Here is a 23,495-nt window from a genome sequence, read left to right on the forward strand (position 1 = left end):
TTTATCCTGTTATAACGCAAAATTTTACGGTAAATTACGCAGCGTAAACAGCATTACTCCCTTCATCAATTTCATTTTTAAATTCGCATTTTGATTTTTTAGTCAGGTATTTTTCTATTAAGTTTATCGCTTCCGTTTCGGTAAGGTTATTGATAGCAGCAATTTCACGGGCCATGCGATCGAGAGCAATGGTGTAGAGTTGACGCTCTGAATAAGATTGTTCAGGTTGTAGATCTGAACGGAAAAGATCGCGAACTACTTCAGCAATAGAAATGATATCTCCTGAATTAATTTTAGTATCATATTCTTGAGCTCGCCGTGACCACATAGTGCGTTTAATTCGTGCTCTTCCTTGAAGGATTTTAAAAGCGCGATTCACAGAATCAACCGTAGATAATTTGCGCATTCCAGTAGAAAGGGCTTTTGCAATAGGCACTTTTACATCCATTTTATCTTTAGCAAAGTGAATTACAAAAAGTTTTAATTTATGCCCTGCAACTTCTTGTTCTTCAATCGCCATAATTTGCCCTACTCCATGGGTAGGATAAACGATATACTCAGAGGTTGCAAAATCTTTAGCACTAGAAGAGGTATTTCGCGGGGGTGCCATATTTTAATTTACTCCCTTTGTGACTAATAATGATATTGGCAAACAAATTAAATGCTTTAAAGCTAAATATCTTTGAACTGAACACTGAAGCTAAGTACTTTAAGACTAAATCAAAAATACTTTAGTAAAAAAAGCAAAAAAAATACTTAGCAAAATAGCCATGTTAAAACTTTGTTAACATAAAAATTCAAAAGAATCAATCATTTCTCTTAAGAATTTTGTGTGCACATTAAATGATTTAAACTTTTGGAAAGATCTCTTGTTCATAAAACGAGGTATTATTCACCACTTCCTGGATTTTCTGAAAAATACTTTTCTAATTTATTGGGAATACCATCCATTTCTTTTGCTTGGGGGAGTGGATCTTTTTTTGTCGTTAAATTAGGCCACTTATTTGCATAGTCTAGATTGAGCTCCAGCCATTTTTCTAGTCCTGGTTCAGTATCTGGTTTAATAGCTTCAGCTGGGCATTCTGGCTCACAGACACCACAATCGATACATTCATCAGGGTGAATAACAAGCATATTCTCGCCTTCATAAAAACAGTCAACAGGACAAACTTCAACGCAATCAGTATATTTGCACTGAATGCAATTGTCAGTCACAACATAAGTCAAGATCAAACTCCATTTTCCATTTTAGGGTCTTAAAAGGGTTTATAAGCGTGCATCCTTATCACGTTTAAGTTGATCACGGAGCACAGCCAATTTGGCAAAAGGTGAATTAGAATCATGATTTTGTGTTTGCAATGATTTCTTGTGTAAGGAAGCAGTTTTCTTTTTATTATACTTATAAGAATGTTGAGCTTTTAAAGGTTTTTCTTGAGAGGTGTTATAGTGTGTATTGCTTCCTTGTGTGAAAGTTTTTTTGTACTTCTCTTGCCGTTTTTGTTTGGAGTTATCACGGTTCCGATAATGTTGTGTTTGTTGAGAATGATAACGCCACAATAAAACAGTTTTATTTTCTGCTGTATTTTGCATGTGTTTGGCAAGATCCCCAACAGGCTCAGCTTTTGGTAAACAATCTGTGGCACAGGGGGTTTGTTCAAGAGAAGAAGTCGTTTTTATTTCTGCTTGAGGTGTGTTGAATTGTTGTATTGTTTTCCAGAGATCACCGACACATTCTGCTTCAGGAAACAATGCCGTTGTTATTGAGGTATTATGAGAAGAGTGTTCGTAGGCAAGATTTTTTGTAGGCACAGAATTATCATGACGATGTGACCGATAACCAAGTCCTTTAAGAATTTCGTTCATATCAGTCTCATTGGCACCAAGATTAGACATCATCGCTGGAGTGACAAAAAAACTTTTACCATCATAGGCGCCGTCTGGTTTTGGTTCTAATCCTGGTTTCCAATGCAGTGTAGGGCGAATAAGATTGGCAAGACGTTCTAGAATATCAATACGTACAGCACGTTTTCCTAGAATTTGATAACCCGCTAAACGATAGAGTGTTGGGTTATGAGTCGGGTCAGCAACAAATGAGGTTCGCCCATTGTTCAAAGCAGCTAATATTTCATTTAACCCGGTTTGATCACTGTCTTTATTTTTGAGACACCAAAGAAGTATGAGTGCTTGAATTGGTGCTGGTTTGAGCATTCCCATAACATAAATATTAAAAGCACCGAAGCGAATGCCCAGCTGACGAAGATTCCTCCGTGCTTCTTGGTCAAGATTTTTAACTATTTGGGCGACACTACGACGGGGTAAAATGCCTAAAGAATTGACAAGTTGTGAAGCAAGTTCAGCTGTTGAATCTGTCAAATTATCAGCATTATGTAAATCTAAGAGGGGTTTTAAAGTTGTTTCAAAATGAAAGATTACAAAACGCTCTAATCGAGCTATTACTTGGTCACGAGATTCGCTTGTTAATTGTACATCTGCTAAGAGAAGAACTTTGGGTTTTAAAATGTCTGTTGTTGCAACTAGTTGTCCGACAGGTTGACCAATCCAGCGAATAATTCCATCAGAACTGAGTGTAAAATCCCCATTAGCGGCAGCACAAAAACGTGTTGCACGTTTCGTAAAGGCAGCAATCAAACTTTCGTTATCGATACTATTTTGTTCATCAGTTTCTTTATCTGTGTTGCCTTTATTGATATAAAAACGAAACCCTTCAAATCTGCCACTTCCACTTTTTTCAATAAGAACATCATCTTTTTGAATAATTTTGCTCTCCATGATCATCTTCTTTCTCAAAGTATGGGGTAAAGGTTGTTCTTGATAACATTATTTCGCATTCTTTTGGGCATTTTAGCACGTTTATTGTGCTTGCTTCAATGTGTTCTTATTGTCTTTTTGCAGGTATTCAAATTTTGGAGATTTTATTTCATTTTTGAAATTTTCTTATCAATATATCATACAACTTTTAATTGTAATTATAGGGTTAAATTTAAAGTGAAACTTTTATTTCACAGTTAAAGTAAGAGATAGAAGACACTTATTTCTATTTCATTTATCCTTTTTGATCTATTTCATTTATCCTTTTTGATCTATTTCATTTATCCTTTTTGGTTTTTTATTTTTATTTGATTGCGTTGTTAAAAAAACAAGCATTTTCAGGCATTTTATATGTGAAAGCCTCTGTGTAAAGAAATAAATTTTATTTTTTTTAAATAAGTTTTGGGGTCAAAGTAAAAAAACAATTGCGATTGTAAAAATACACGTTAAAGTAGTTATTTGTAAAGTAAACAACTTTAGAGTTTGTTAGAGCGAATAATGATGTCGTTGTCAAAACAACTTGGAAAATAATTTTAATCGCAAGGGATTATTATGAGTAGTCATTCACATGTTGTGTATAAAAGCAGTAAAAATTCTAATAATATTGATACAAGTTTAGGACGTAATATGATGCGTTCTGCAATGCGGGCGCCGTATCTTGAACGAAAAAAAGAGCATGATTTAGCACTGCGATGGAAAGACAAACGTGATGATGATGCTATGCATCAGATTGCAGCTGCTCATATGCGTTTGGTTATTTCAATTGCTAGTCGTTTTAAACGTTTTAAAATGCCGTTAGGGGATTTAGTTCAAGAAGGATATGTTGGGCTCTTAGAAGCGGCTGCACGTTTTGATCCTGATCGTGAGGTGCGTTTTTCAACCTATGCAACTTGGTGGATAAGGGCTTCTATTCAAGATTATATTTTACGGAATTGGTCAATTGTTCGAGGAGGAACGAGTTCTTCGCAAAAAGCACTCTTCTTTAATCTTCGGCGTTTGCGCGCTAAATTAGCGCAAGATGATAATACTTTGACCAAACAAGAAATTTTTTGTGCTATTTCTGAAAAGCTTGGAGTTTCAGTGACTGATGTTGAAAAAATGGATTTTCGTTTTTCTGGGACGGATAATTCATTAAGTGTTTCTATTTCTGAGAGTGGTGAAACTCCAATTACTAAAATGGATTCTTTAATAGATGATCATCCTCTTCCCGATGCTGTGATTGAACAAGTAATTGATGGGCAGCGGCGGACACAATGGCTTTATGAGGCTTTAAAAATCCTCAATGAACGAGAACTCGAAATTATTCGTTTCCGCCGCTTAAATGAAGAGGGTGCAACCTTAGAAGTACTCGGTGAAAAATTGGGGATTTCAAAAGAACGTGTACGCCAAATTGAAGCGCGGGCTTTGCAAAAGCTTCGTTGTGCTTTGTTAACAGTGAATTCTGCAGAAGTTTATCAAGTATAGGTATTGAATACTTCTTTGAAGAAATCAAAATGATTATTGTTTAATGAGGAGGCAAAAAATATTTTTATGTATTCATTCAGAAATGATTTTAACACGTGATCCTTCAAGAAGAGCTTGCGTTGGTGAAAGCCCATTAATCAGGCGAAAGAGTTTTTCTTTGTGTGGTGTATCTTGCATTTTATCTGAAAGGCTTAAAACTGTGTCTCTCTGTTTAACAGAGACAATACGGATTCTTAAAGGGGGTAAATTTCTCAGTTCTTGAGGAGAAAGGAAGTGAAAACTTTGGGCTGTATTTTTGGCGATAGCTTCAAAATTTTTAGAATGATGAGGGGCTGCTGTTAGAAAGCGGAAAACACGATTTTTGATGGGAATAACAGCGATATAAAACTGCCATTGTTCGTTAGTTGCATAGGCATGGGCTGCAGGGAGGCCTTGAATTGTTATAGGATGGACAGAGGCTTCATCAAGTCCAGCTACCCAGCCGCTTTTCAAGTAATCGCTTGCAGATATGTTCATGGAAAAAGGGATGGCATCAAAACGAATTGCAATTTTATCTGGACCACTTGCAATGACAGCTGGGGAAGAATTGTTTATGGTAAAATTGGTTGGGACAGAGAAAGTGATGCCCCATTTTGGATGAACAAATTTATTTTCTCGGATATATCCTGTATCAGAGTTGCCGCCAAAGATCATGTTATCGATGCCATTAAGAAAGGTATCGCGATCAATATTTTCAATTTGAGGATCAGGTGCGCTTATTTTACGGGCTTTATTGATAGCAAGGCGAATTCGCTGCGGGGTTGTAGGATGATGTGCTAAAAAGTCTAATGAATCATTTGTAGCTCCTGAAATGTTGCGAAAAGCTTTATAGGCTTCCATTGATTGCAAAAAGCGTGGAAAAGCAAATGAATCATATCCAGCACGGTGGAGCATTTCAATTCCAATGGTGTCAGCTTCAAGTTCCTGATCCCTTGAAAATTGAGCTAGAGTTTGTTGATTTTTTACAATGTTGTCCGATTCTCCTTCAGAGGATAATTTAACACGTGAGGAAGTGCTATTCATGTGTTTTAATTCTACTTTTTTTTGTAAGCGCAAGATACCATGGTTAGCTGTAATATGCGCTATTTCATGCGCTAACACAGCCGCGACTTCTGAAGAGTCATTAGCGAGTGCTAGCATTCCACGGGTTACATAAATATAACCACCAGGTAAAGCAAATGCATTCACATGGGCTGAGTTTAAAATTGTAACATGATAGGTTTGATTAGGGTTATGTGAAACGGCAACGAGTTTTCCTATAATTTTTGCTAACATACGCTCAAGTTTGGGATTATTATATTCATTGCCATAGGTTTTTAAGATGCGGGGATGTTGTGCAGCACCTAATGTAGCATAAACATCGTTGTTGCTGGAATCAGCAGTTTTTATAGGGAAGTCTGAAGGATGTAAGGGATTATTCCATTTAAATTCTGTTTGGCATGCTACAAGGAAAAGCAAGAAACTTACGAGAAATATTCTATAGATTATATGGTAGGAAAAGAAATTTTTTTGAAAAGATCTAAAGCTTTGAATCATTGCTTTTCTCATTTTTTATTATTTTAGCTTTAAGATTTTGTGTGCATTTTATATTTAAGAATTTTTATAAAGGATTCTTTAGATGTCTTCATGATTATAATCTATAGCAGTAATATATTAAAGGGCGTTTTATAAAAGGCATAATATAGTATGAAAACATTTACAATATTATTAAATGGGGACATTTGCGTGACTCAACGTTTGTGTGACCAAATTCATAATAGTCGCATAATTGCTGCTGATGGTGGGATACGTCATGCTGAAGCATTATGCGTTGTGCCCGAATTATGGTTAGGGGATTTTGATTCTTCTGATCAAGATTTACTGCAGAAATATAGTCATATTGCACAGGAATTTTTCCCTCCTGATAAAGATGCAACCGATAGCGCATTGGCTTGTGAGCGTGCTTTGCAGGAAGGCGCTCAACGGCTTATTTTATGTGGTGCTTTTGGAGGAGAGAGAAGTGATCATATTTTGTCTCATATGACTCAAGCAATTGCAATGGCAGAGAAAGGTATTTCAGTGTTATTAACCAGTGGTTATGAAGAAGGATGGCCAATTATACCACAATCCTTTTCTTGTGATTTGCCGAATGGGTGTCTTTTCAGTATTATTGGATTTTCTGATTTACAGGGTTTAACAATGTCAGGGGTTAAATGGCCGTTATTAGATAAAAATGTGCCTTTTGGGTCTTCTTTAACACTCTCTAACCATATTTGTGGAACTTTTTGTTGTCATTTGTGTTCTGGTAAAGCTATATTATTGGCGTCTGTACCTGCATCATAGAGTTTTTTTGTGTGTATAAAATGAAATGAAAAGATAGGAACAGGAAAAGCAAGAGGATTAATATAATAGTATAACGTGATTTTAATCTTTAAAGTAGAGAAAGAAAGGGTTTAATATGTTAAAACCAGTTTTAACAATGGCAGTTATTGCAGTTGTTGGGTTAAGTTCGACAGCGTGTACAGTTTCTGAACGAAAAATTTCAGAATATGGTGTTGGTGGTGCTGCATTAGGTGCTTTAGCAGGTTCAGCAATTGGTGGTGGAACACTTGGATCAGTCACGACAGGTGCAGCTGTTGGTGCTATTGCAGGAACAGTAACAGGTGCTGCTGCAGTTCAGAGAAAAAATCAAAAGAAAATGATACAGCAAAGAGTAATTCAACAGTCTGGCTTATGCACTTATAGTGATGGAAAAGGTTATGTGTATAAAGCACCTTGTGCTTCTCAGACACCACAATTGTGCACTTATACTGATCAAAGAGGGAAACGTTATCAGGCCCCTTGCCATTAATAATTTGAATGGCTATCCCACTTCTGCGGCTTGATCGTATTTTCTTAACCTTTGGAGGACATCCTTTACTCAATCAGGTGAGTTTATCAGTTGGTCAAGGTGAGCGTATAGCTCTTGTGGGCCGGAATGGGTGTGGAAAATCGACACTTTTAAAAATTGCTGCTGGATTATTAGAACCGAGTGGAGGCGAAGTTTTTCGCCACCCTCTGGCGACACTACATTATGTGTCGCAAAATCCTGATTTTTCAGGATTTGATGATGTTAATGCTTATATACAAGCTGGTTTAAATGATACCCACGATAGACAATGGGTGAAAACTCTTTTGGGAAATTTTGGTTTTTCGGGTACAGAAAAGGGAGAAACGCTTTCTGGAGGAGAAAAACGCCGTCTCTCGTTATTACAAGCAATTGCAGTGCAACCAGATATTTTATTGTTGGATGAACCGACCAATCATCTTGATTTACCAACGATTGAGTGGCTGGAGGGTATGTTATGTTCTTTACGGTCAGCGATTGTAGTTATTTCGCATGATCGGAGGTTTTTGGAAACGGTGACGCGCTCAACAGTTTGGATTGATAGAGGCACTGCTAAAAGGGTTGAAAAGCCTTTTTCTGAATTTGAAAAGTGGCGTGATAAAGTGCTCGAGGAGGAAGCACGTGATCAGCATAAATTGAATCGTCAGATTGAACGAGAAGAACAATGGTTGCGTTATGGAGTTACTGCACGACGCAAGCGCAATGTGCGGCGGTTGGGAGCGTTAAAGGAATTGCGTCAGCGTTCTCAGAATTATAAAGGGCCTCTAGGAAATGCATCGTTTGAGGCATCTAAAAATCAAGAATCTGGGCAACTTGTGTTGGAAGCTAGGAAGATTTCAAAGTCTTATGGTGATCGTATCCTCGTTAAGGATTTTTCATGGCGCCTGCAACGAGGGGATAGGGTAGGCTTAGTTGGTCGAAATGGTGTTGGAAAAACAACATTGCTTTCTGTTTTGATAGGGCAGGAGGTTGCAGATCATGGAATCATAAAGCGGGGATATAATTTATCGATAGCTCTGCTTGATCAACAGCGTACTGTCAATGAAGAAGAAACGTTAGCGCAGTATTTAACGGGAGGCAGAGGGGATACTCTTTTGATTAATGGGCAAGAGAAACATGTTGTTTCTTATATGAAAGATTTTTTGTTTTTACCAGAACAAGCACGCACACCGTTGAAGGAATTATCAGGCGGTGAAAGAGCCCGTTTAATGTTGGCACGTCTTTTATCCCAGCCTGCAAATTTTTTAATTTTAGATGAACCCACCAATGATCTTGATATGGAAACCCTTGATCTTTTGCAAGAATTTATTGCTGATTTTCCTGGAACAGTTTTGTTAGTAAGTCACGATAGAGATTTTTTAGATCGAACTGTATCTCATATATTGGCCCCTCAGGGAGATGGTCACTGGGTTTTATACGCTGGGGGGTATAGTGATATGGAGGTGCAAATAAAAAAAGCTGCGCTTTCTTTGCGTAAAGAGACCCAAAAACTAACAACTTTAGGACAGAAAAAACAAGCATCATTGCGTACAAAAACAGCACCACGTAAATTATCCTATAAGCAAACATATGCTTTGGAAAAATTACCAGAACAGATTGCTGCTTTGCAAAATGAAATCAAGAAAATTGAAGATTCTCTCACTGATCCAGCACTTTATTGTTATAATAAAAATCGTTTTGAAGATTTAACCATAGCACTGGAAGAGAAGAAAAAACTCTGTGCGCAAAAAGAAGAAGAATGGCTAGAACTTGAACTTTTACGTGAAGAAATAGAACAAAAGCGTATCACCGATTAAGTCATTCCCAAGGCGTTTTTATAAAGCTGGATTATTGCTTCTTCTTCAATGCGTTCATGATCTTCTTTTTTGCGGAGTCTTATGATGCTCCGGACTGCTTTACTATCGAAACCAGATCCTTTAAGCTCCGTATACACATCTTTGATGTCATCAGAAATTGTTTTTTTTTCTTCTTCTAACCGTTCAATCCGTTCGATAAAACTACGCAGTTGATTGACGGATATAGCTTGTGTGGTATCAAGCACATCGCTCATCGCATTCTCTCCGAATATGAATATATTGTTTGTTGGACTTTTGATAATAAACCATTATTGGAGATGCCTTAAGAAGGGGGAGAGAGTCAAGCTCTACGTTTTTTTTTTACACATTGACTTTAATTTTTTTGTATAAACGAGCTGTCTACGTTGACGAAAAGATGTCAGGAAGTGGAAAAAAGATGGAAAAGGATATATAGGGCGCTATAATTGTGAAAAAAGAGAAAAAATGGATATTTTATTTTAAATATTTACCTTGTGAAATTGAACTTCTGAATTTTAAAATGACTACAAGGAGCAAGAGCTGTGCTAAAAGAGCTTAGAATTTTATTCTTAAATATTCTTTTTTTGTTCTCTGCTTTTGAGTATGCAAAAGCTGATTTTCGAGTTTGCAATACAACGCAAGAGTCTGTTGGTATTGCTATTGGCTATCGTACGGTTTCAAATTGGGTGAGTGAAGGGTGGTGGATTGTTCCAACAACAGAGTGTAAAACTTTAATCGATGGTCCCCTTGAATCACGATTTTATTATTTATATGTCGAAAACACTCGAAAAAAAGGGGGTAGGATAGGGAAAGTTATGATGTGTGTGCAAGATAGTCAATTTACGATTGAAGGAATTCATAATTGTTTTGTAAGAGGGTTTCAAAGAGTTGAGTTTGAAGAAATTGATACCGGTGATCAAACCAATTGGATGGTGCAGTTAACCGATGAACCTGTATTGCACGATTCAACTGCACCCAAATCCGCCTCTATATCTAAGGTTACATCTACACCCATATTAGCACCTTCTGCTAAGCCTCTTTCTCTACCTAACTCTGATCCTGCTCCTATATTTGTGCCTTCAAAATCGTCATCGTAAAATATATTATTGCATAAAGTGGAAATCGTTTTTCTTCTTGATGATATTTTGAGCACTTTTAATCTTAATGAGTGATAAATTTTTTAAAGCTGGGATAAAAAGCTTAATTCTTAATGTAAGAAAGTGTTGAAGGAAGCAAAGACTTTTCTTTTGGTCGAGAGGAGGTTCACTGGATCTGCCTTGTTTTCACTGGGTTCCTTGTTTATGTGCTGGCGCAGTTCTTTAAGGATCAGGACAAGCTTGTATTTATCTTTATTCCTGTAGAGAAGTCTTATCTTTATTTTCTTTGAGCAATTGATGGGTGATCTTTTCAATTCTTTTCGTTGTTTCTATGACAATTTTATCCATCATGCGGTCTCTTGTTTCATTTTTTTGGAGAAGAGCTTTATAACTTTCTTGTAATTTTTTATTTTCTCGTTTTATTTCTTCCATTTCATCCATGATCATAATACCAGCCATAAGGGAGAGACGCTGATCACCAATTTCACCAAAGTTTTTTTTAAGATGTACAATATATTGGTCCAATTTAGCAGCGAGCTGAGTGAGGTACTCTTCTTGCCCTGCATCACAGGCCATACGATAAATTTTGCCATCAATTGTGACAGAAACGGTTTCCATTTGTTTACACCTTTATCGATCAACTACAATACGAATTGTTTCCATAACTTTAATCAGTCGTTTGGAAATATCTTTATTGACTAGGATCAACCGTTCTGTTTGTGCTTCGGCTTTATCAAGTTCTTGAGCAAGACGACTACGATCAGCATTCATTCGTTGAATTTCCTCTTCCCATTCGTTATTTTTGTCAATAATAGTACTGTGATTGATAACAGCGACTTCTAAATTTCTGAGTGCTTTTTCCAATTGTTCTAGAGCTTGTGGTAAAATAACAGTCTCTTGGTTCATAATGAGTGTATTCCTTAACAGTCATTTATGCAAAAACGAATCACTTATATTTTTTGTACCTTCTTCATTTTTAAAGATATAGGCTGTTTTAGCAAGCAAAGCAGAAGATTGATGTGAATTAAAAGCTGGATTATTTGACATTATAGGCAGAAGTGTGGTGTGCATAAGGGTTATAGAGAAAGATGATATTTTGGTTTATATGAGGTATATGTGTGGAGTGTACGCGTATTTTAATAATTAATAGCATAAGAACGGCATAAAGAATGATTAAAATAAGAGTAAATTTTTAAAAAAAGTGGTCTATCATTTATGACAAATAACGAAAAACAAAATCAGATGGCTCATGCTATTCGTTTTCTTGCTATTGATGCAATTGAAGCAGCCAATTCTGGTCATCCGGGTTTACCAATGGGAGCTGCGGATATTGTTACTGTTCTTTACACAAAATTTTTAGCCTATGATCCCAAAAATCCGCGTTGGCCTAATCGTGATCGCTTTGTCTTATCAGCAGGGCATGGTTCAATGTTGCTGTATGCTTTATTGTATCTTTCTGGTTATGAGGATATCTCTTGTGATGATTTGCGCAATTTTCGCCAAATAGGATCTAAACTCGCTGGTCATCCAGAATATGGGCATGTCGCTGGGGTTGAAACAACGACTGGTCCTCTTGGTCAAGGGCTTGCTAATGCTGTGGGAATGGCACTGGGAGAACGCTTACTTAATGCTCGTTTTGGGGAGTTGATTTGCCATTATACTTACGCTCTCGTAGGAGATGGGTGTTTGATGGAAGGGATTTCTCAAGAGGCGATAAGCTTAGCAGGACATTTAAAACTCAATAAGCTGATTGTGTTTTGGGATGATAACGATATTTCGATCGATGGGGCTATTTCATTAACTGATAGTACAGATCAAATAGCACGTTTTAAAGCATCTGGCTGGAATACTATCAAAGTGAATGGGCATAACCAAACTGCTTTAATGCGAGCTATTGAGGCTGCACAAGTTTCTGATAAACCAACATTAATTGCCTGTAAAACAACGATTGGTTTTGGAGCTCCTAATAAAGGAGGAACGAATAAGGTTCATGGATCTCCTTTGGGGGCAAAAGAAATTGATGCAACCCGTAAAGCTTTGCAGTGGGAAGAAGAACCATTCGTCGTTCCGGCTGATATTCTTGATAGTTGGCGTTTGGCTGGTTTGAATGCTGCAAAAAAACGAAAAAAATGGGAAGAGAAATTGCTTGCTTTATCTGTTGCAGAGCGGGCTGAGTTTGATCGATTGATGCGGGGGGATCTAATCGGAAATTTTGAGAATGTTGTTGATGATTATAAACAAAAATTGGTTGTTGATCGCCCTGCTGTTGCAACCCGTAAAGCCTCTGAAATGGCGTTGGAAGTTATCAATGAGGTTGTTGAGGAAACAATTGGCGGTTCTGCTGATCTCACGGGATCTAATAATACAAAAACAAGTCAGATGAAGGCTATCTCTGCAGATGATTTTTCGGGCCGCTACCTCCATTATGGAATTCGTGAACATGCTATGAGTGCGATGATGAATGGTCTTGCGCTTTATGGTGGGTTCATTCCTTATGGTGGAACCTTTTTATGTTTTTCAGACTATATGCGTCCTGCGATGCGTCTGTCATCTCTTATGGGGGTGCGGGTTATTTATGTAATGACCCATGATTCAATTGGGTTGGGTGAGGATGGTCCTACCCATCAGCCGGTAGAGCATTTAGCAACATTACGTGCGCTTCCGAATCATTTTGTTTTCCGGCCAGCAGATGCTGTTGAAACACTCGAATGTTGGCAATTAGCTTTAAAGGCAAAAAAGACACCTTCTACTTTGGCTTTAAGTCGGCAAAATTTACCTCTTGTACGTCAAGAATATATAAAAGAAAATCTCTGTATGTTTGGGGCATATGAATTATTAACAGCCAGTGATGATGCTCAAGTTACACTATTTGCTTCTGGTTCAGAGGTGCATGTTGTTGTCAAAGCACACTCTGTTTTAGAAGAAAGTGGGATTCCAACACGGGTGGTTTCTGTCCCTTGTTTTGAATTATTTGCACAACAATCTGCCGCATATCAAAAAGCGTTAATTGGTGAGGCTCCAATTAAAATTGCCGTTGAAGCAGCTGTTCAGCAAGGGTGGGAGCGCTTTATTGGTTGTGACGGAGTATTTATTGGAATGAAGGGATTTGGAGTAAGTGGACCAAGTGATGCCCTCTATAGTCATTTCGGTATTACCTATGAAGCTGTTGTGGCGATTGTTAAAGAAAAGCTTGAAAAGATTAATAAGGAAGTAATGATATGAGTGTTCGCGTTGCAATTAATGGATTTGGACGGATTGGACGTAATATTTTACGAGCCATCGTTGAAAAAAAACGCCAAGATATTCAGATTGTAGCACTTAATGATTTAGGATCAGTGGAAGCAAATGCTCACTTATTGCGCTACGATTCAGTTCATGGGCGTTTTCCTGCTCCTGTTAAGGTTGTGGGGGATAGTTTAGATGTTGGGTGTGGTGCGATTAAAGTTATCGCTGAACGTGATCCGACACAATTACCGTGGAAGTCTTTAGATATTGATATCGTTCTCGAATGTACAGGGCTTTTTACAGCGCGTGATAAGGCATGTCTTCATTTAGAAGCAGGAGCAAAGCGTGTTTTGGTTTCTGCCCCTTCTGAAGGGGCTGATTTAACCGTGGTATACGGAGTCAATCATCAGGCGTTGAGCAAAGAGCACCGTGTTGTTTCTAATGCTTCTTGTACAACGAACTGCTTAGCTCCCGTTGCACAAGTACTTCATAAAGCAATTGGAATCGAAAAAGGGTTTATGACAACGATTCATTCCTATACCGGGGATCAACCTGTTTTAGATACAATGCATAAGGATCTTTATCGTGCGCGTGCAGCAGCTCTTTCTATGATTCCCACATCAACAGGAGCTGCTAAAGCAGTGGGACTGGTTTTGCCAGAATTAAATGGTTTGTTAGATGGAGTGTCGATTCGGGTTCCAACACCGAATGTTTCTGTTGTGGATTTGACGTTTACTGCTAAGCGTTCCACGACTGTTGAAGAAATTAATACGGCCATTCGTGCGGCTGCTAAAGGGTATCTAAAAGGGATTTTGGATTATACAGAAGAAAAACTTGTCAGCAGTGACTTTAATCATGATCCACATTCAGCAATTTTTCAGAATGATCAAACCAAAGTGATTGATGGGAAATTGTGTCGCATTTTGGTTTGGTACGACAATGAGTGGGGGTTTTCAAATCGGATGAGTGATACTGCTGTAGCTTTTGCCAAGACATTGTAAAAGCAGGATTTTTGATCCTTTTTATGTCCCATAAAATAAAGAGGGTGTTTTAGAAAAAAGAAATCTGATGTTTTTTAAAAGCATCAAAAAATATTTTAAAGCAAGAAAAATAGTGAAAAAGCGCTATGAAGGTTTTGAAAATATAAAGGACTGATGACAGTGAGCTAAAAGTGTCCGTCGTAGGGAAGAAGAGTGTTTTCAAGGATAAAGAAGAAGAGAAAATAGGGATGAAATTTCAGACACTCGATGATGTTGATGTAACAGGAAAACGCGTATTAGTGCGGGTGGATTTTAATGTTCCAATATTGAAGGGGAAAGTGTGCGATGCAACACGGATTGAACGCAATAAAGACACAATTGTCGAACTTCAAAAGCGTGGGGCTAAGGTTATTATCCTGTCTCATTGTGGTCGTCCCAAAGGACAATTTGTTCCAGAATTTACAGTGCGTCCTGTCATTGAGGCCCTCGAAAAAATCATAGAGCAACCGGTTTTGTTTGCAAGTGATTGTATAGGGGATGTCGCTCAGAGAGCAGTGAATACAGTACAGGAGGGGCAAATTCTTTTGCTAGAAAATGTGCGGTTTTATCCGGGAGAAGAAAAAAATGATCATTCTTTTGCTAAAGCTTTAGCGCACAATGGGGACCTTTATGTGAATGACGCTTTTTCTGTTTCTCATCGTGCTCATGCTTCAATAGAAGGGATTACACATTTGTTACCTTCTTACGCAGGGAGGGCATTACAGAAAGAATTGCAAGCCTTAGAGAAGGGGCTTGATTGTCCAACGCATCCAGTAATAGCAGTTGTTGGAGGGGCTAAGGTTTCTAGTAAGCTTTTTGTTCTTAATCATTTGGTTGAAAAGGTTGATTATTTGGTGATTGGCGGTGGTATGGCCAATAGTTTTCTAGCAGCACAAGGTGTTTCTGTTGGTAAATCATTGTGCGAAAAAACGCTGATGGCAACAATAAAAGAAATCATTGAAAAAGCACAGAAGAATCACTGTACACTCCTTTTACCTTTGGATGTCATTGTTGGATTTCATTTTGAAAAAGAAACACCGCATCGGTGTTATGCTCTCGAGGAAATTCCTGAGGAAGGAATAATTTTGGATATTGGTCCTCGTTCTCTTGCGCATATTCAAGCAGCAATTGATAAGGCAAAAACTCTTGTCTGGAATGGTCCGCTTGGCGTTTTTGAAATGTCTCCCTTTGATCAGGGAACGGTGGCGGTAGCACGGTATGTCGCAAAACGCAGTCAGCAGGGACAATTGGTCTCCATTGCTGGAGGCGGAGATACAGTTTTTGCGTTGAATCATGCAGGTGTTGCCAATGATTTTACCTATCTTTCAACGGCAGGTGGGGCGTTTTTAGAATGGATGGAAGGGAAAGGTCTTCCTGGGATTCTTGCTCTTCATCATGTGTGAAGGGAAAAAGCATCCAATGACTTTGGCAAATGTGCTAGTCAGTCATTGATTTTAGAGCGTAGAAAAAAGAGGAGCTTTATATGAGTGAGCGTCTTGAAGATATTGCAGTATCTCTAGTTCGTCCGGGAAAAGGCATTTTAGCAGCCGATGAAAGTACAGCAACGATTGGAAAACGGTTCGAAACCATTGGTGTAGAATCTACCGAAGATAATCGTCGGGCTTATCGTGAAATGTTGTTTTCAGCAAAAGAAGCAATGGAAATGGCTATTTCTGGTGTGATTTTATTTGATGAAACTATTCGTCAAAAAGCATCAACAGGGCAAATGTTAACAGATCTCATTCGTAATACTGGTGCTGTGCCAGGCATTAAAGTTGATACAGGTGCTAAGCCTTTATCTGCTTTTCCTCAGGAGACAATTACAGAAGGATTGGATGGTTTACGTGAGCGGTTGAAGGATTATTATGCTTTGGGTGCGCGTTTTGCTAAGTGGCGTGCGGTAATTGCAATTGATGCACACTCTTTACCAACAAAAGGTGCAATCAATCAAAATGCTCAAGCTTTGGCGCGCTATGCTGCTTTATGTCAGGAAGTTGGTCTCGTACCAATTGTGGAGCCTGAAGTTTTGATGGATGGTCAGTCGCGTCAGCATTCAATTGCTCGCTGTTTTGAAGTAACACAAACAGTTTTAAAAAGAGTCTTTGAAGAATTATTTCAAGCACGTGTTATTTTGGAAGGCATGATTTTAAAACCTAATATGGTTATTGATGGCAAAGACGCACGCAAGGCTTCTGTTGATGAAGTAGCTGAAAAGACAGTTTGTGTTCTTAAACAGACTGTTCCTGCTGCTGTTCCAGGGATTGCTTTTCTTTCTGGAGGGCAATCCGATGAAGAAGCAACAGCGCATTTGTCTGCCATGAATAGTTTAGGTTTCTTACCTTGGAAATTGACTTTTTCTTATGGACGTGCATTACAAGCTGCAGCTTTGAAAGCATGGGGTGGAAAAGCTGAACAGAGTGCTGCGGCACAAAAAGCTTTTTATCATCGCGCGCGAATGAACCATTTGGCGGCTTTAGGACAGTGGACAAAAGAACAAGAACAGTCTTGTGTATAAATCAAAAATAAAAAAACAGATTGTACATTTTCTTCGACTCCTGTCTGTTATGATGGAAATGATAGACAGGGATCCTTAGATGCATAAAGCTTTTTTCTTTTTCTCAAGAGATTTATACTTCAGCAAATAATGTTCTTCGTAATCTGGACAGTATTGATTGGGAGAATTTGTTTGACCGAAACAACCTTAATATAGCCTGTTGAGTATGAAGAGAAGGCTGCAGACCATAAGAAGAATCTTGCGAGTTTAAAAGAGAAGAGTATCTTTATCCTTTTTTATTGTGTATTGAGGAGAGGAGACCATGCCGGATCAGAGGCATCATTTGGGGTGCGCAAGAGACGTTCATTGCGTCCGGTAATATCAATTGTGTAAATTTTTGACCCTTCTCCTGGATTTTGACGAAAGAACATCAGTACTCGGCCATTGGGTGCCCATGTAGGACCTTCATTATGGAAACCTGTTGTTAAAATTCGCTCGCCTTTTCCATCAGGATGCATCACACCAATGGAAAATTGACCCTGAAATTGTTTTGTGAACGCGATATAATCCCCGCGCGGAGACCAAATAGGAGTAGAATAGCTTCCTTCATTAGAAGAAATACGTTGGAGATCACTGCCATCTACGTTCATTGTATAAATTTGTGGTTTTCCACTACGATCAGAGGAAAAAACAATTTTAGTGCCATCTGGTGAATAAGAGGCTGACGTATCAATAGCCTTGGTTGCGGTTAAACGGGTCATTTGCCGTGTGCGTAAATCCATCGTATATAAATTGGCACTTCCATCGTTTTGTAACAAACTCATAATAACCTTTTGTCCATTAGGAGAAAAGCGGGGGGCAATGGTCATGTTATCGAAGGTTCCGATCAATTCTCTTTGTCCTACTTCCATTTGATGAAGGTAAACATGAGGTGTTTTGTTTTTATCATAAGCCATATAAGTGATTTCTTGTCGCGTAGGAGAAAAGCGTGGCGTAAGGACAAGTTCATTACCATCAGAAAGATAGATTAAATTTGCTCCATCTTGATCCATAATCGCTAAACGTTTGATACGCGCATTATGTGGTCCTGTTTCATCAATAAATACAATGCGGGTATCAAAATAGCCTTTTTCACCTGTCATTTTGCTATAGATTTCATCTGCAATCATATGTGCAACACGGCGCCAGCGTTCCGTTGCTGTATAAAAGCGTTGTCCTTTGATTTGTCGCTTCCCTACAACATCCCATAAACGGAAATCAACTTTAAGCCGTCCATCTGTTTCTCTGTAAACTTTTCCTGTGACTAACCCTTGAGCGTTTATTTTTTTCCAATCAGAAAAGTTTGGTTGTTTATCGGGATTAGGAGATATTTCAGGAAAAGAAGATTTCTGTAAGGGAAAGAAAAGTCCTGATCTTTCCAGATCTGCTGCAATGACGGCAGCAATTTTTATGCCTAATGAATCGTGAGAAAGAAAATCCGCAACGGCAATAGGGATGGGGTTAAAATCAGCTTTTGCAATCGTTCCTTTCAGTTGTGCATATGAGGATGAAAAACCGAAAAACCATAAATATACAATGAAAAAAAACAAGGAAGAAATTGTACGTTTTATCACAGTCATGTGGTATTCATCCTTTCTTTTATATAGAAAAAACTGTTGTTTTATGGTGCTGTTTCTTGAAAAGGATCAACATTAAAATCAAAACCTTGCCCCCATAAATTATATTGATCACGGGGAAGATTTTCATAGGGTTGGCATGAAAAAACAGCAGCATAAACTTGTTGTGTCATGATGGCAAGCTGACTTTCTTCACCTTTCAGAGGATCAATCTTTGGCTCACCTATCACATTTCCGTTATTATTTAAACGAAATTGTAAACGCACAACAGGGCGGTTGCTCAAATTACCTCCAATAGCAACAAGTTTGAGCTTTTGTTGAATACAGGTTCCTACGATATTAACCAGTGTTTGCGCTTTTTTTGCGGAGTCACCAATATTTTTTCGCGCACCTAGAGCTTCTGGTTTGTTGGAACGTTTTGCACCACCCCCTTGGGTGCGTGCACGATTAATAAGATGTGTTTCTTCCATTGCCAAAATATCTTCAATCGTTTGTTCTCCTTTGGAAGGAGATTTTTGTGTCTTTTCAAAATTAGAAGATTTAACTGGCTTTTCCTTTGGTTTGAAAGATGGGAAAGGAATCTTGTCTGGAAGCGTCATTGTTGGTGTCGATTCGTTAGGTTTTTCTTGAGTAAGTTCTTCTAGCGTTTTCTGAAGAGGATCTTCGGGTTCTATTTGTTCTAAAGCTGTCAGAGGAACTGTTTGGTCTGTTAATTCTGGTTTTTTTGGCGGTGTTTTCATTTCATTTTTTGTGAGTTCTGACTCTGTGTGGAGGAGGGCTTCTGTTTCTGTTTTTGTAAATTTTTGTGTTTTCAGGGATGATTCAGGGATGTCCGATGCCTCTTGTTGTCCAAAAGAAGAAGGTGTTACATCCATATGTTGCAATTTTTCTTTTGGCTGAAAGGGAGCTTGAAGATCCATCGTTCCTTCACCAAAATGACGAGCATCTTCTTTTTCTTGTGGTTGTGTCGTTGGTTTGGGAGCAGAGTCTTCAAGAGGGGGAGCATTTGATGATCCTTCTTGGAAAGCAAGCTCTTGATCAAGAGAAGATAAAGTAATCGGAGCGATTTCTAAGGGCTGTTGCATGAAAGAAGAAGAGGGAGTGAAGTGCATTATTCCCCAGCTGAAAAGAATGAAATGCAGTGCAAATGATAAAGCCAAACTTTTCTTCATGCTGTGATGAGGGCCTTTTTCCATTTGTATGCCTTGCTGTTTTGTTTTTTACTCTTGCAGAGAGTTTTGAGATATATGCTGTAACAGTTTATGGAGAATTTATTGTCCTAGACTGGCTAAAGCAACCTGCGAAAAACCTGCTTTTTGAATATGCGCTAAAAGTTGCAAAACTTGTTGATATTCAACAGTTTTGGCGGCACGGACAAAAATGCGTTTGTTCTTCTGCGTAGGATCCTCGGTTAAGAGGGCCTTGAGATGGTCAATCAAAGCTTCTTTTGTGTCATAGTAGTTTTGATTGATGGCTAAACGCCCTTGGGCATCAAGTGAAACGGTTAAGGGTGTACTGTCTGTTTGCACTGGTCCTGCTTGACTATGGGGAAGATCAAGGGGAACACCATTGACCAAAAGAGGAGCGGATACCATAAAAATAATCAACAAAACTAAAATAACATCTACAAAAGGTGTGACGTTAATTTCGCTCATTAAAGGAGTGCGCGAACGGCGTTGTCTACGCGTACTTTTGTGAGCAGAAGAAGCAACAGATAATCCCATAGCACACCTCTTTATAAGGATGAATTGCTGGATGTTGTTTCATCAATTCGTCGTGACAAAATTGTCGAAAATTCATCAGCAAAATTTTCTATTTTGGCTATAATCTGCGCACTTTCACTTGTCAATTTGTTGTAAGCAATAACAGCGGGAATGGCTGCAAATAAACCAATCGCAGTGGCTAAAAGTGCTTCTGCAATGCCCGGAGCTACGATCGCTAGCGAGGTATTTTGAGAGGCAGAAATAGAAAGAAATGAATTCATAATTCCAACAACAGTTCCAAATAAACCAATAAAGGGCCCTGCAGATCCAAGAGTTGCTAAAAAACCTAATCGTGATTCTATTTTTACACTTTCACGCCCTAAGGTTAAGTCCATCGCTTTATCAATTCTAGATTGGAGGTTTAAGGGTGTGGGCGATCCTTTTGAGAGTGATTTTTTCCATTCCGCCATTGCGGCAAGGAAAACAATTGATATACTGTTGCTTCGTTGACTATTATAGGTGGCATAAAGATCTTCTAAAGATTGTCCTGACCAAAAATTTCGCTCAAAATGGTGGATATTACGCCGTATTCGACGATAAGAAATGAGCTTATCAAAAATAATAGCCCAGCTCCATATAGAAGCAAAAATCAACCCAATCATAACAGCCTTTACAATCCAATTGGCTTGCATAAATAGGCTTAATATTCCTATCATTTCTGGACTTGCAAATTCTATTTGTGCCATGATCTTTTAACCTCTTCAATGAAAGATTCATTCTTTTACAGTCCATTACAGCATATTGTTTTATAGTTTCTAAATTTGACAAAACAAAGTTGAGTTTTTTTACAAAATGTCCCAAAGGTTTCTTTATTATTCTCTTTTAAGAGCATTTTATCCTTTAAGCACTTCTGATCCAATATCGCTTTTTAAAAGAGCAGAGGAGAAGAGATTCTTCGGTAAACGGCGCGGTTTTGCTTCTTGATTAATGAGAGCAATTTCAACTTTTGCTTTAATTAAGATAATTTCATCGCGCAAAATGATCTGGTTCATGAAAAAGCGTGCTCCTTGAACATGTTGCAAGGATGTTTTGATGGTTAAAAGATCATCAAGGGTGGCTGGTTTGGAAAAGGTAATGTCCATATGACGGACAACGAAAAATAATTTCTCACCTTGGCTATCCGAGATTAGTTCATTGTTGCTCAATCCCATATCACGGAGAAATTCTGAACGTCCTCTTTCTAAAAATTCAAGATAACGTGCGTGGTAGACAACACCAGAAAAATCAGTATCAGCCACATAAATGCGTGCTTGAAGATCATGAGAAAAGGAAGAAGGTGATTGAGTAAAGGGTGTGGTTTTATTCATTTTCTAGCTCCCAGAAAGAAGACTGAGAATCAGTCCCCGCCGATGAAGAAACCTTTTTTATTGACTCTGCCGTTGTAGGGGGACAAAGTTTTAAATGTGTCCAAGCTTTTTCTGTTAAAATCCTCCCACGCGCTGTTCGTTGAATAAAACCTTGTTGAAGCAAATAAGGTTCAATAATATCTTCAATTGCATCACGGGGTTCTGAAAGAGCAGCAGCAATTGTTTCAATACCGACGGGTCCTCCTAAAAAAGTTTGAGCAATGAGGATAAGATAACGGCGGTCTAAAGGATCAAGGCCAAGATGATCAACTTCAAGACGTGAAAGAGCTTCATCAGCAATTGTATGATCAATTTTCTCAGCCTTTTTAACTAAAGCAAAATCACAGACACGTCGTAAAAGACGCCCTGCAATTCTGGGGGTTCCACGGGAACGGCGCGCAATTTCATGAGCGCCATCATCATTGATTTGAACTGAAAAAAGACGGGCGTTGCGCTGAACAATGTATTCTAATTCTTCTATGGTATAAAAATTTAACCGGATGGGAATGCCAAAACGATCCCGTAAAGGAGTGGTCAGTAATCCTAAACGCGTTGTCGCTGCAACTAAGGTGAATTTGGCTAAGTCAATTTTGACTGAACGAGCCGCAGGACCTTCACCAATGATAAGATCAAGTTGATAATCTTCCATGGCCGGATACAGAATCTCTTCGATAGCCGGATTTAAACGATGAATTTCATCAATAAAAAGAACATCTCGCTCTTCCAGATTGGTTAAAAGAGCAGCTAAATCACCCGCTTTGGCAATGACAGGTCCTGAGGTTGAACGAAAATTAACGCCTAATTCCTTTGCCATAATTTGCGAAAGTGTTGTTTTTCCTAAACCAGGAGGTCCAACAAAGAGGACATGATCTAAGGCTTCATGTCGTGTCCGTGCTGCTTCAATAAAGATTTTTAAATTCGCACGGGCAGCTTCTTGACCAATAAAGTCATCTAGGGTTTGAGGTCTTAAGGAACGATCCGGATCGTTAGGAAGGGGAATAGCTCCAAGAAGGCGCTGAGGATCATCTTTATGCATTATCCATTGTTTCCTTGATTGTGTGAGGAAAGAAGCCTGAGACTATGGCGAACAAGGAGTGCTGAGGAAACCGTTTCTCCTTTAAGGGCAGAAAGGGCTGAAGCCAAAGCAGTGGCTGCTTTGTCATGATCAAAACCAAGCTTGATGAGAGCTAAAAGAGCATCGTGAGTTGGTTGATGCTTCTTTTCTGAAGAAAAATTCAAAGAAGAGGACAAAGCAGGATTCTTATTATCTTCTTTAGAAAGAAGAGTTTTGCTTTTGAGTTCGCTTACAATTCTTTCGCTGACTTTTTTGCCAACACCTGGAGCACGACTGATCATCGCAATATCGTTGAGGGTAATTGCTTGGCTGAGGTCACTAACTGATAAGGATCCTAAAATTGCCAATGCAACTTTTGCACCAACACCTGGAACATTCTGCAAAAGGCAAAACCATTCTTGTTCAGACTTTGTTGCAAAGCCAAAAAGACGAATCGCTTCTTCACGTACATGGGTTTCGATGAATAAGCTAAGACTTTCACCTATGGCTGGTAAAGAAGAATGAAGGCGGTTAGGGATAAAAATAATATATCCAACACCCTGCACATCGAGAATAATGTGATCATCAAAAACATGTTCAAGAATGCCTTTGAGTTTTCCAATCATGCGCTTGCCTTTAGACGGTAAGAGGAACTCGTACGGTGAGCGCTATGGCAAATTGCAAAGGCTAGAGCATCTGCTGCATCACTGCTGTCAAATTCAGCGCGTATCATGTAATGATTAAAAACATGTTCAAGAATGCCTTTGAGTTTTCCAATCATGCGCTTGCCTTTAGACGGTAAGAGGAACTCGTACGGTGAGCGCTATGGCAAATTGCAAAGGCTAGAGCATCTGCTGCATCACTGCTGT

At 38.6% G+C, this 23,495-nt stretch carries 24 protein-coding genes; 9 read left to right on the plus strand and 15 right to left on the minus strand.

Annotation, left to right across the window (positions count from 1 at the left end; genetic code table 11):
- Window positions 1–34 precede the first annotated feature (34 nt).
- The 3 genes from M4Z11_RS00845 to M4Z11_RS00855 form a co-directional block, all read right to left on the minus strand.
- Window positions 35–610: a CarD family transcriptional regulator gene (locus M4Z11_RS00845; protein ID WP_249674492.1), complete on the minus strand. Its 576-nt coding sequence runs from the start codon at window positions 608–610 to the stop codon at window positions 35–37.
- 278 nt (window positions 611–888) lie between these two features.
- Entirely contained in the window at window positions 889–1,227 is a 339-nt protein-coding gene (gene fdxA, locus M4Z11_RS00850) for a ferredoxin FdxA (RefSeq protein WP_249674495.1), read from the minus strand.
- A 39-nt stretch (window positions 1,228–1,266) separates the two neighbouring features.
- Window positions 1,267–2,796: a hypothetical protein gene (locus M4Z11_RS00855; RefSeq protein ID WP_249674498.1), complete on the minus strand. Its 1,530-nt coding sequence runs from the start codon at window positions 2,794–2,796 to the stop codon at window positions 1,267–1,269.
- 585 nt (window positions 2,797–3,381) lie between these two features.
- Between M4Z11_RS00855 and M4Z11_RS00860 the strand changes: the two genes are divergently transcribed.
- Window positions 3,382–4,293: an RNA polymerase factor sigma-32 gene (locus tag M4Z11_RS00860; RefSeq protein WP_249674499.1), complete on the plus strand. Its 912-nt coding sequence runs from the start codon at window positions 3,382–3,384 to the stop codon at window positions 4,291–4,293.
- Window positions 4,294–4,365: 72 nt separating this feature from the next.
- Here the strand turns inward: M4Z11_RS00860 and M4Z11_RS00865 are convergent, their stop codons facing one another.
- Complete coding sequence (locus M4Z11_RS00865; protein ID WP_409337871.1) at window positions 4,366–5,868, minus strand: M48 family metalloprotease; 1,503 nt, start codon at window positions 5,866–5,868, stop codon at window positions 4,366–4,368.
- A 150-nt stretch (window positions 5,869–6,018) separates the two neighbouring features.
- On the opposite strand from M4Z11_RS00865, the gene M4Z11_RS00870 reads away from it, so the two are divergent.
- From M4Z11_RS00870 to M4Z11_RS00880, 3 genes are all read left to right on the plus strand, one after another.
- Entirely contained in the window at window positions 6,019–6,654 is a 636-nt protein-coding gene (locus M4Z11_RS00870) for a thiamine diphosphokinase (protein ID WP_249674503.1), read from the plus strand.
- Between the two features lie 115 nt (window positions 6,655–6,769).
- Window positions 6,770–7,162, plus strand: a complete 393-nt coding sequence (locus M4Z11_RS00875; protein ID WP_249674505.1) for a YMGG-like glycine zipper-containing protein — start codon at window positions 6,770–6,772, stop codon at window positions 7,160–7,162.
- Window positions 7,163–7,170: 8 nt separating this feature from the next.
- Window positions 7,171–8,994, plus strand: coding sequence for an ABC-F family ATP-binding cassette domain-containing protein (locus tag M4Z11_RS00880; protein ID WP_249674508.1), 1,824 nt, complete (start codon window positions 7,171–7,173; stop codon window positions 8,992–8,994).
- Here M4Z11_RS00880 and M4Z11_RS00885 read toward each other — a convergent pair.
- Complete coding sequence (locus tag M4Z11_RS00885) at window positions 8,991–9,248, minus strand: DUF2312 domain-containing protein (RefSeq protein ID WP_078680721.1); 258 nt, start codon at window positions 9,246–9,248, stop codon at window positions 8,991–8,993. The two genes, M4Z11_RS00880 and M4Z11_RS00885, sit on opposite strands and share 4 nt — an antisense overlap.
- Window positions 9,249–9,554: 306 nt before the next feature.
- Here M4Z11_RS00885 and M4Z11_RS00890 point away from each other — a divergent pair, with 306 nt between their 5' ends.
- Window positions 9,555–10,109, plus strand: coding sequence for a DUF1036 domain-containing protein (locus M4Z11_RS00890; protein WP_409337872.1), 555 nt, complete (start codon window positions 9,555–9,557; stop codon window positions 10,107–10,109).
- A gap of 252 nt (window positions 10,110–10,361) precedes the next feature.
- On the opposite strand, the gene M4Z11_RS00895 is transcribed toward M4Z11_RS00890, so the two are convergent.
- Window positions 10,362–10,727: a cell division protein ZapA gene (locus tag M4Z11_RS00895; RefSeq protein ID WP_249674510.1), complete on the minus strand. Its 366-nt coding sequence runs from the start codon at window positions 10,725–10,727 to the stop codon at window positions 10,362–10,364.
- A 12-nt stretch (window positions 10,728–10,739) separates the two neighbouring features.
- On the minus strand, window positions 10,740–11,015 hold the full coding sequence (locus tag M4Z11_RS00900; protein WP_249674512.1) for a DUF4164 domain-containing protein: 276 nt from the start codon (window positions 11,013–11,015) through the stop codon (window positions 10,740–10,742).
- A gap of 309 nt (window positions 11,016–11,324) precedes the next feature.
- On the opposite strand from M4Z11_RS00900, the gene tkt reads away from it, so the two are divergent.
- From tkt to M4Z11_RS00920, 4 genes are all read left to right on the plus strand, one after another.
- Window positions 11,325–13,331 carry a transketolase gene (gene tkt / locus M4Z11_RS00905; RefSeq protein WP_249674514.1) on the plus strand — a complete coding sequence of 669 codons (2,007 nt, stop codon included), beginning with the start codon at window positions 11,325–11,327 and terminating at the stop codon, window positions 13,329–13,331.
- The gene (gene gap / locus M4Z11_RS00910) at window positions 13,328–14,335 is read left to right on the plus strand and encodes a type I glyceraldehyde-3-phosphate dehydrogenase (RefSeq protein ID WP_249674516.1); all 1,008 of its coding nucleotides are present in this window, start codon (window positions 13,328–13,330) and stop codon (window positions 14,333–14,335) included. Before tkt ends, gap begins: the two co-directional genes overlap by 4 nt.
- 227 nt (window positions 14,336–14,562) lie before the next feature.
- Window positions 14,563–15,756, plus strand: a complete 1,194-nt coding sequence (locus M4Z11_RS00915) for a phosphoglycerate kinase (protein ID WP_249674519.1) — start codon at window positions 14,563–14,565, stop codon at window positions 15,754–15,756.
- 80 nt (window positions 15,757–15,836) lie between these two features.
- A complete protein-coding gene (locus M4Z11_RS00920) occupies window positions 15,837–16,868 on the plus strand; it encodes a class I fructose-bisphosphate aldolase (RefSeq protein ID WP_249674522.1) in 1,032 nt (343 codons plus the stop codon).
- A 275-nt stretch (window positions 16,869–17,143) separates the two neighbouring features.
- Here M4Z11_RS00920 and tolB read toward each other — a convergent pair whose 3' ends face one another.
- The 8 genes from tolB to M4Z11_RS00960 form a co-directional block, all read right to left on the minus strand.
- On the minus strand, window positions 17,144–18,466 hold the full coding sequence (gene tolB / locus M4Z11_RS00925; RefSeq protein WP_249674526.1) for a Tol-Pal system beta propeller repeat protein TolB: 1,323 nt from the start codon (window positions 18,464–18,466) through the stop codon (window positions 17,144–17,146).
- 41 nt (window positions 18,467–18,507) lie between these two features.
- Complete coding sequence (gene tolA / locus M4Z11_RS00930) at window positions 18,508–19,659, minus strand: cell envelope integrity protein TolA (RefSeq protein ID WP_249674529.1); 1,152 nt, start codon at window positions 19,657–19,659, stop codon at window positions 18,508–18,510.
- Between the two features lie 75 nt (window positions 19,660–19,734).
- Window positions 19,735–20,187 carry a protein TolR gene (gene tolR / locus M4Z11_RS00935; RefSeq protein ID WP_249674533.1) on the minus strand — a complete coding sequence of 151 codons (453 nt, stop codon included), beginning with the start codon at window positions 20,185–20,187 and terminating at the stop codon, window positions 19,735–19,737.
- Between the two features lie 11 nt (window positions 20,188–20,198).
- Window positions 20,199–20,912 carry a protein TolQ gene (gene tolQ, locus M4Z11_RS00940; RefSeq protein ID WP_249674536.1) on the minus strand — a complete coding sequence of 238 codons (714 nt, stop codon included), beginning with the start codon at window positions 20,910–20,912 and terminating at the stop codon, window positions 20,199–20,201.
- Window positions 20,913–21,059: 147 nt separating this feature from the next.
- Window positions 21,060–21,533: a tol-pal system-associated acyl-CoA thioesterase gene (ybgC, locus tag M4Z11_RS00945; RefSeq protein WP_249674539.1), complete on the minus strand. Its 474-nt coding sequence runs from the start codon at window positions 21,531–21,533 to the stop codon at window positions 21,060–21,062.
- Window positions 21,526–22,608, minus strand: a complete 1,083-nt coding sequence (gene ruvB, locus M4Z11_RS00950) for a Holliday junction branch migration DNA helicase RuvB (RefSeq protein ID WP_249674541.1) — start codon at window positions 22,606–22,608, stop codon at window positions 21,526–21,528. Before ruvB ends, ybgC begins: the two co-directional genes overlap by 8 nt.
- Window positions 22,608–23,252: a Holliday junction branch migration protein RuvA gene (ruvA, locus tag M4Z11_RS00955; protein WP_249674544.1), complete on the minus strand. Its 645-nt coding sequence runs from the start codon at window positions 23,250–23,252 to the stop codon at window positions 22,608–22,610. The genes ruvB and ruvA overlap by 1 nt, the downstream gene beginning before the upstream one ends.
- On the minus strand, window positions 23,249–23,407 hold the full coding sequence (locus M4Z11_RS00960; RefSeq protein WP_409337873.1) for a hypothetical protein: 159 nt from the start codon (window positions 23,405–23,407) through the stop codon (window positions 23,249–23,251). Before M4Z11_RS00960 ends, ruvA begins: the two co-directional genes overlap by 4 nt.
- Window positions 23,408–23,495: the final 88 nt, after the last annotated feature.

It is taken from the genome of Bartonella bilalgolemi, assembly GCF_023500045.1.
In the GTDB taxonomy this organism is placed as follows: domain Bacteria; phylum Pseudomonadota; class Alphaproteobacteria; order Rhizobiales; family Rhizobiaceae; genus Bartonella; species Bartonella bilalgolemii.

Bases quoted from the DNA above. Each gene is read 5' to 3' on its own strand.
- M4Z11_RS00845 (WP_249674492.1), bottom strand. From the start codon at position 610: ATGGCACCCCCGCGAAATACCTCTTCTAGTGCTAAAGATTTTGCAACC.
- M4Z11_RS00855 (WP_249674498.1), bottom strand. From the start codon at position 2,796: ATGATCATGGAGAGCAAAATTATTCAAAAAGATGATGTTCTTATTGAA.
- M4Z11_RS00860 (WP_249674499.1), top strand. From the start codon at position 3,382: ATGAGTAGTCATTCACATGTTGTGTATAAAAGCAGTAAAAATTCTAAT.
- M4Z11_RS00865 (WP_409337871.1), bottom strand. From the start codon at position 5,868: ATGATTCAAAGCTTTAGATCTTTTCAAAAAAATTTCTTTTCCTACCAT.
- M4Z11_RS00870 (WP_249674503.1), top strand. From the start codon at position 6,019: ATGAAAACATTTACAATATTATTAAATGGGGACATTTGCGTGACTCAA.
- M4Z11_RS00875 (WP_249674505.1), top strand. From the start codon at position 6,770: ATGTTAAAACCAGTTTTAACAATGGCAGTTATTGCAGTTGTTGGGTTA.
- M4Z11_RS00880 (WP_249674508.1), top strand. From the start codon at position 7,171: ATGGCTATCCCACTTCTGCGGCTTGATCGTATTTTCTTAACCTTTGGA.
- M4Z11_RS00885 (WP_078680721.1), bottom strand. From the start codon at position 9,248: ATGAGCGATGTGCTTGATACCACACAAGCTATATCCGTCAATCAACTG.
- M4Z11_RS00895 (WP_249674510.1), bottom strand. From the start codon at position 10,727: ATGGAAACCGTTTCTGTCACAATTGATGGCAAAATTTATCGTATGGCC.
- M4Z11_RS00900 (WP_249674512.1), bottom strand. From the start codon at position 11,015: ATGAACCAAGAGACTGTTATTTTACCACAAGCTCTAGAACAATTGGAA.
- tkt (WP_249674514.1), top strand. From the start codon at position 11,325: ATGACAAATAACGAAAAACAAAATCAGATGGCTCATGCTATTCGTTTT.
- gap (WP_249674516.1), top strand. From the start codon at position 13,328: ATGAGTGTTCGCGTTGCAATTAATGGATTTGGACGGATTGGACGTAAT.
- M4Z11_RS00915 (WP_249674519.1), top strand. From the start codon at position 14,563: ATGAAATTTCAGACACTCGATGATGTTGATGTAACAGGAAAACGCGTA.
- M4Z11_RS00920 (WP_249674522.1), top strand. From the start codon at position 15,837: ATGAGTGAGCGTCTTGAAGATATTGCAGTATCTCTAGTTCGTCCGGGA.
- tolB (WP_249674526.1), bottom strand. From the start codon at position 18,466: ATGACTGTGATAAAACGTACAATTTCTTCCTTGTTTTTTTTCATTGTA.
- tolA (WP_249674529.1), bottom strand. From the start codon at position 19,659: ATGGAAAAAGGCCCTCATCACAGCATGAAGAAAAGTTTGGCTTTATCA.
- tolR (WP_249674533.1), bottom strand. From the start codon at position 20,187: ATGGGATTATCTGTTGCTTCTTCTGCTCACAAAAGTACGCGTAGACAA.
- tolQ (WP_249674536.1), bottom strand. From the start codon at position 20,912: ATGGCACAAATAGAATTTGCAAGTCCAGAAATGATAGGAATATTAAGC.
- ybgC (WP_249674539.1), bottom strand. From the start codon at position 21,533: ATGAATAAAACCACACCCTTTACTCAATCACCTTCTTCCTTTTCTCAT.
- ruvB (WP_249674541.1), bottom strand. From the start codon at position 22,608: ATGCATAAAGATGATCCTCAGCGCCTTCTTGGAGCTATTCCCCTTCCT.
- ruvA (WP_249674544.1), bottom strand. From the start codon at position 23,252: ATGATTGGAAAACTCAAAGGCATTCTTGAACATGTTTTTGATGATCAC.
- M4Z11_RS00960 (WP_409337873.1), bottom strand. From the start codon at position 23,407: ATGATTGGAAAACTCAAAGGCATTCTTGAACATGTTTTTAATCATTAC.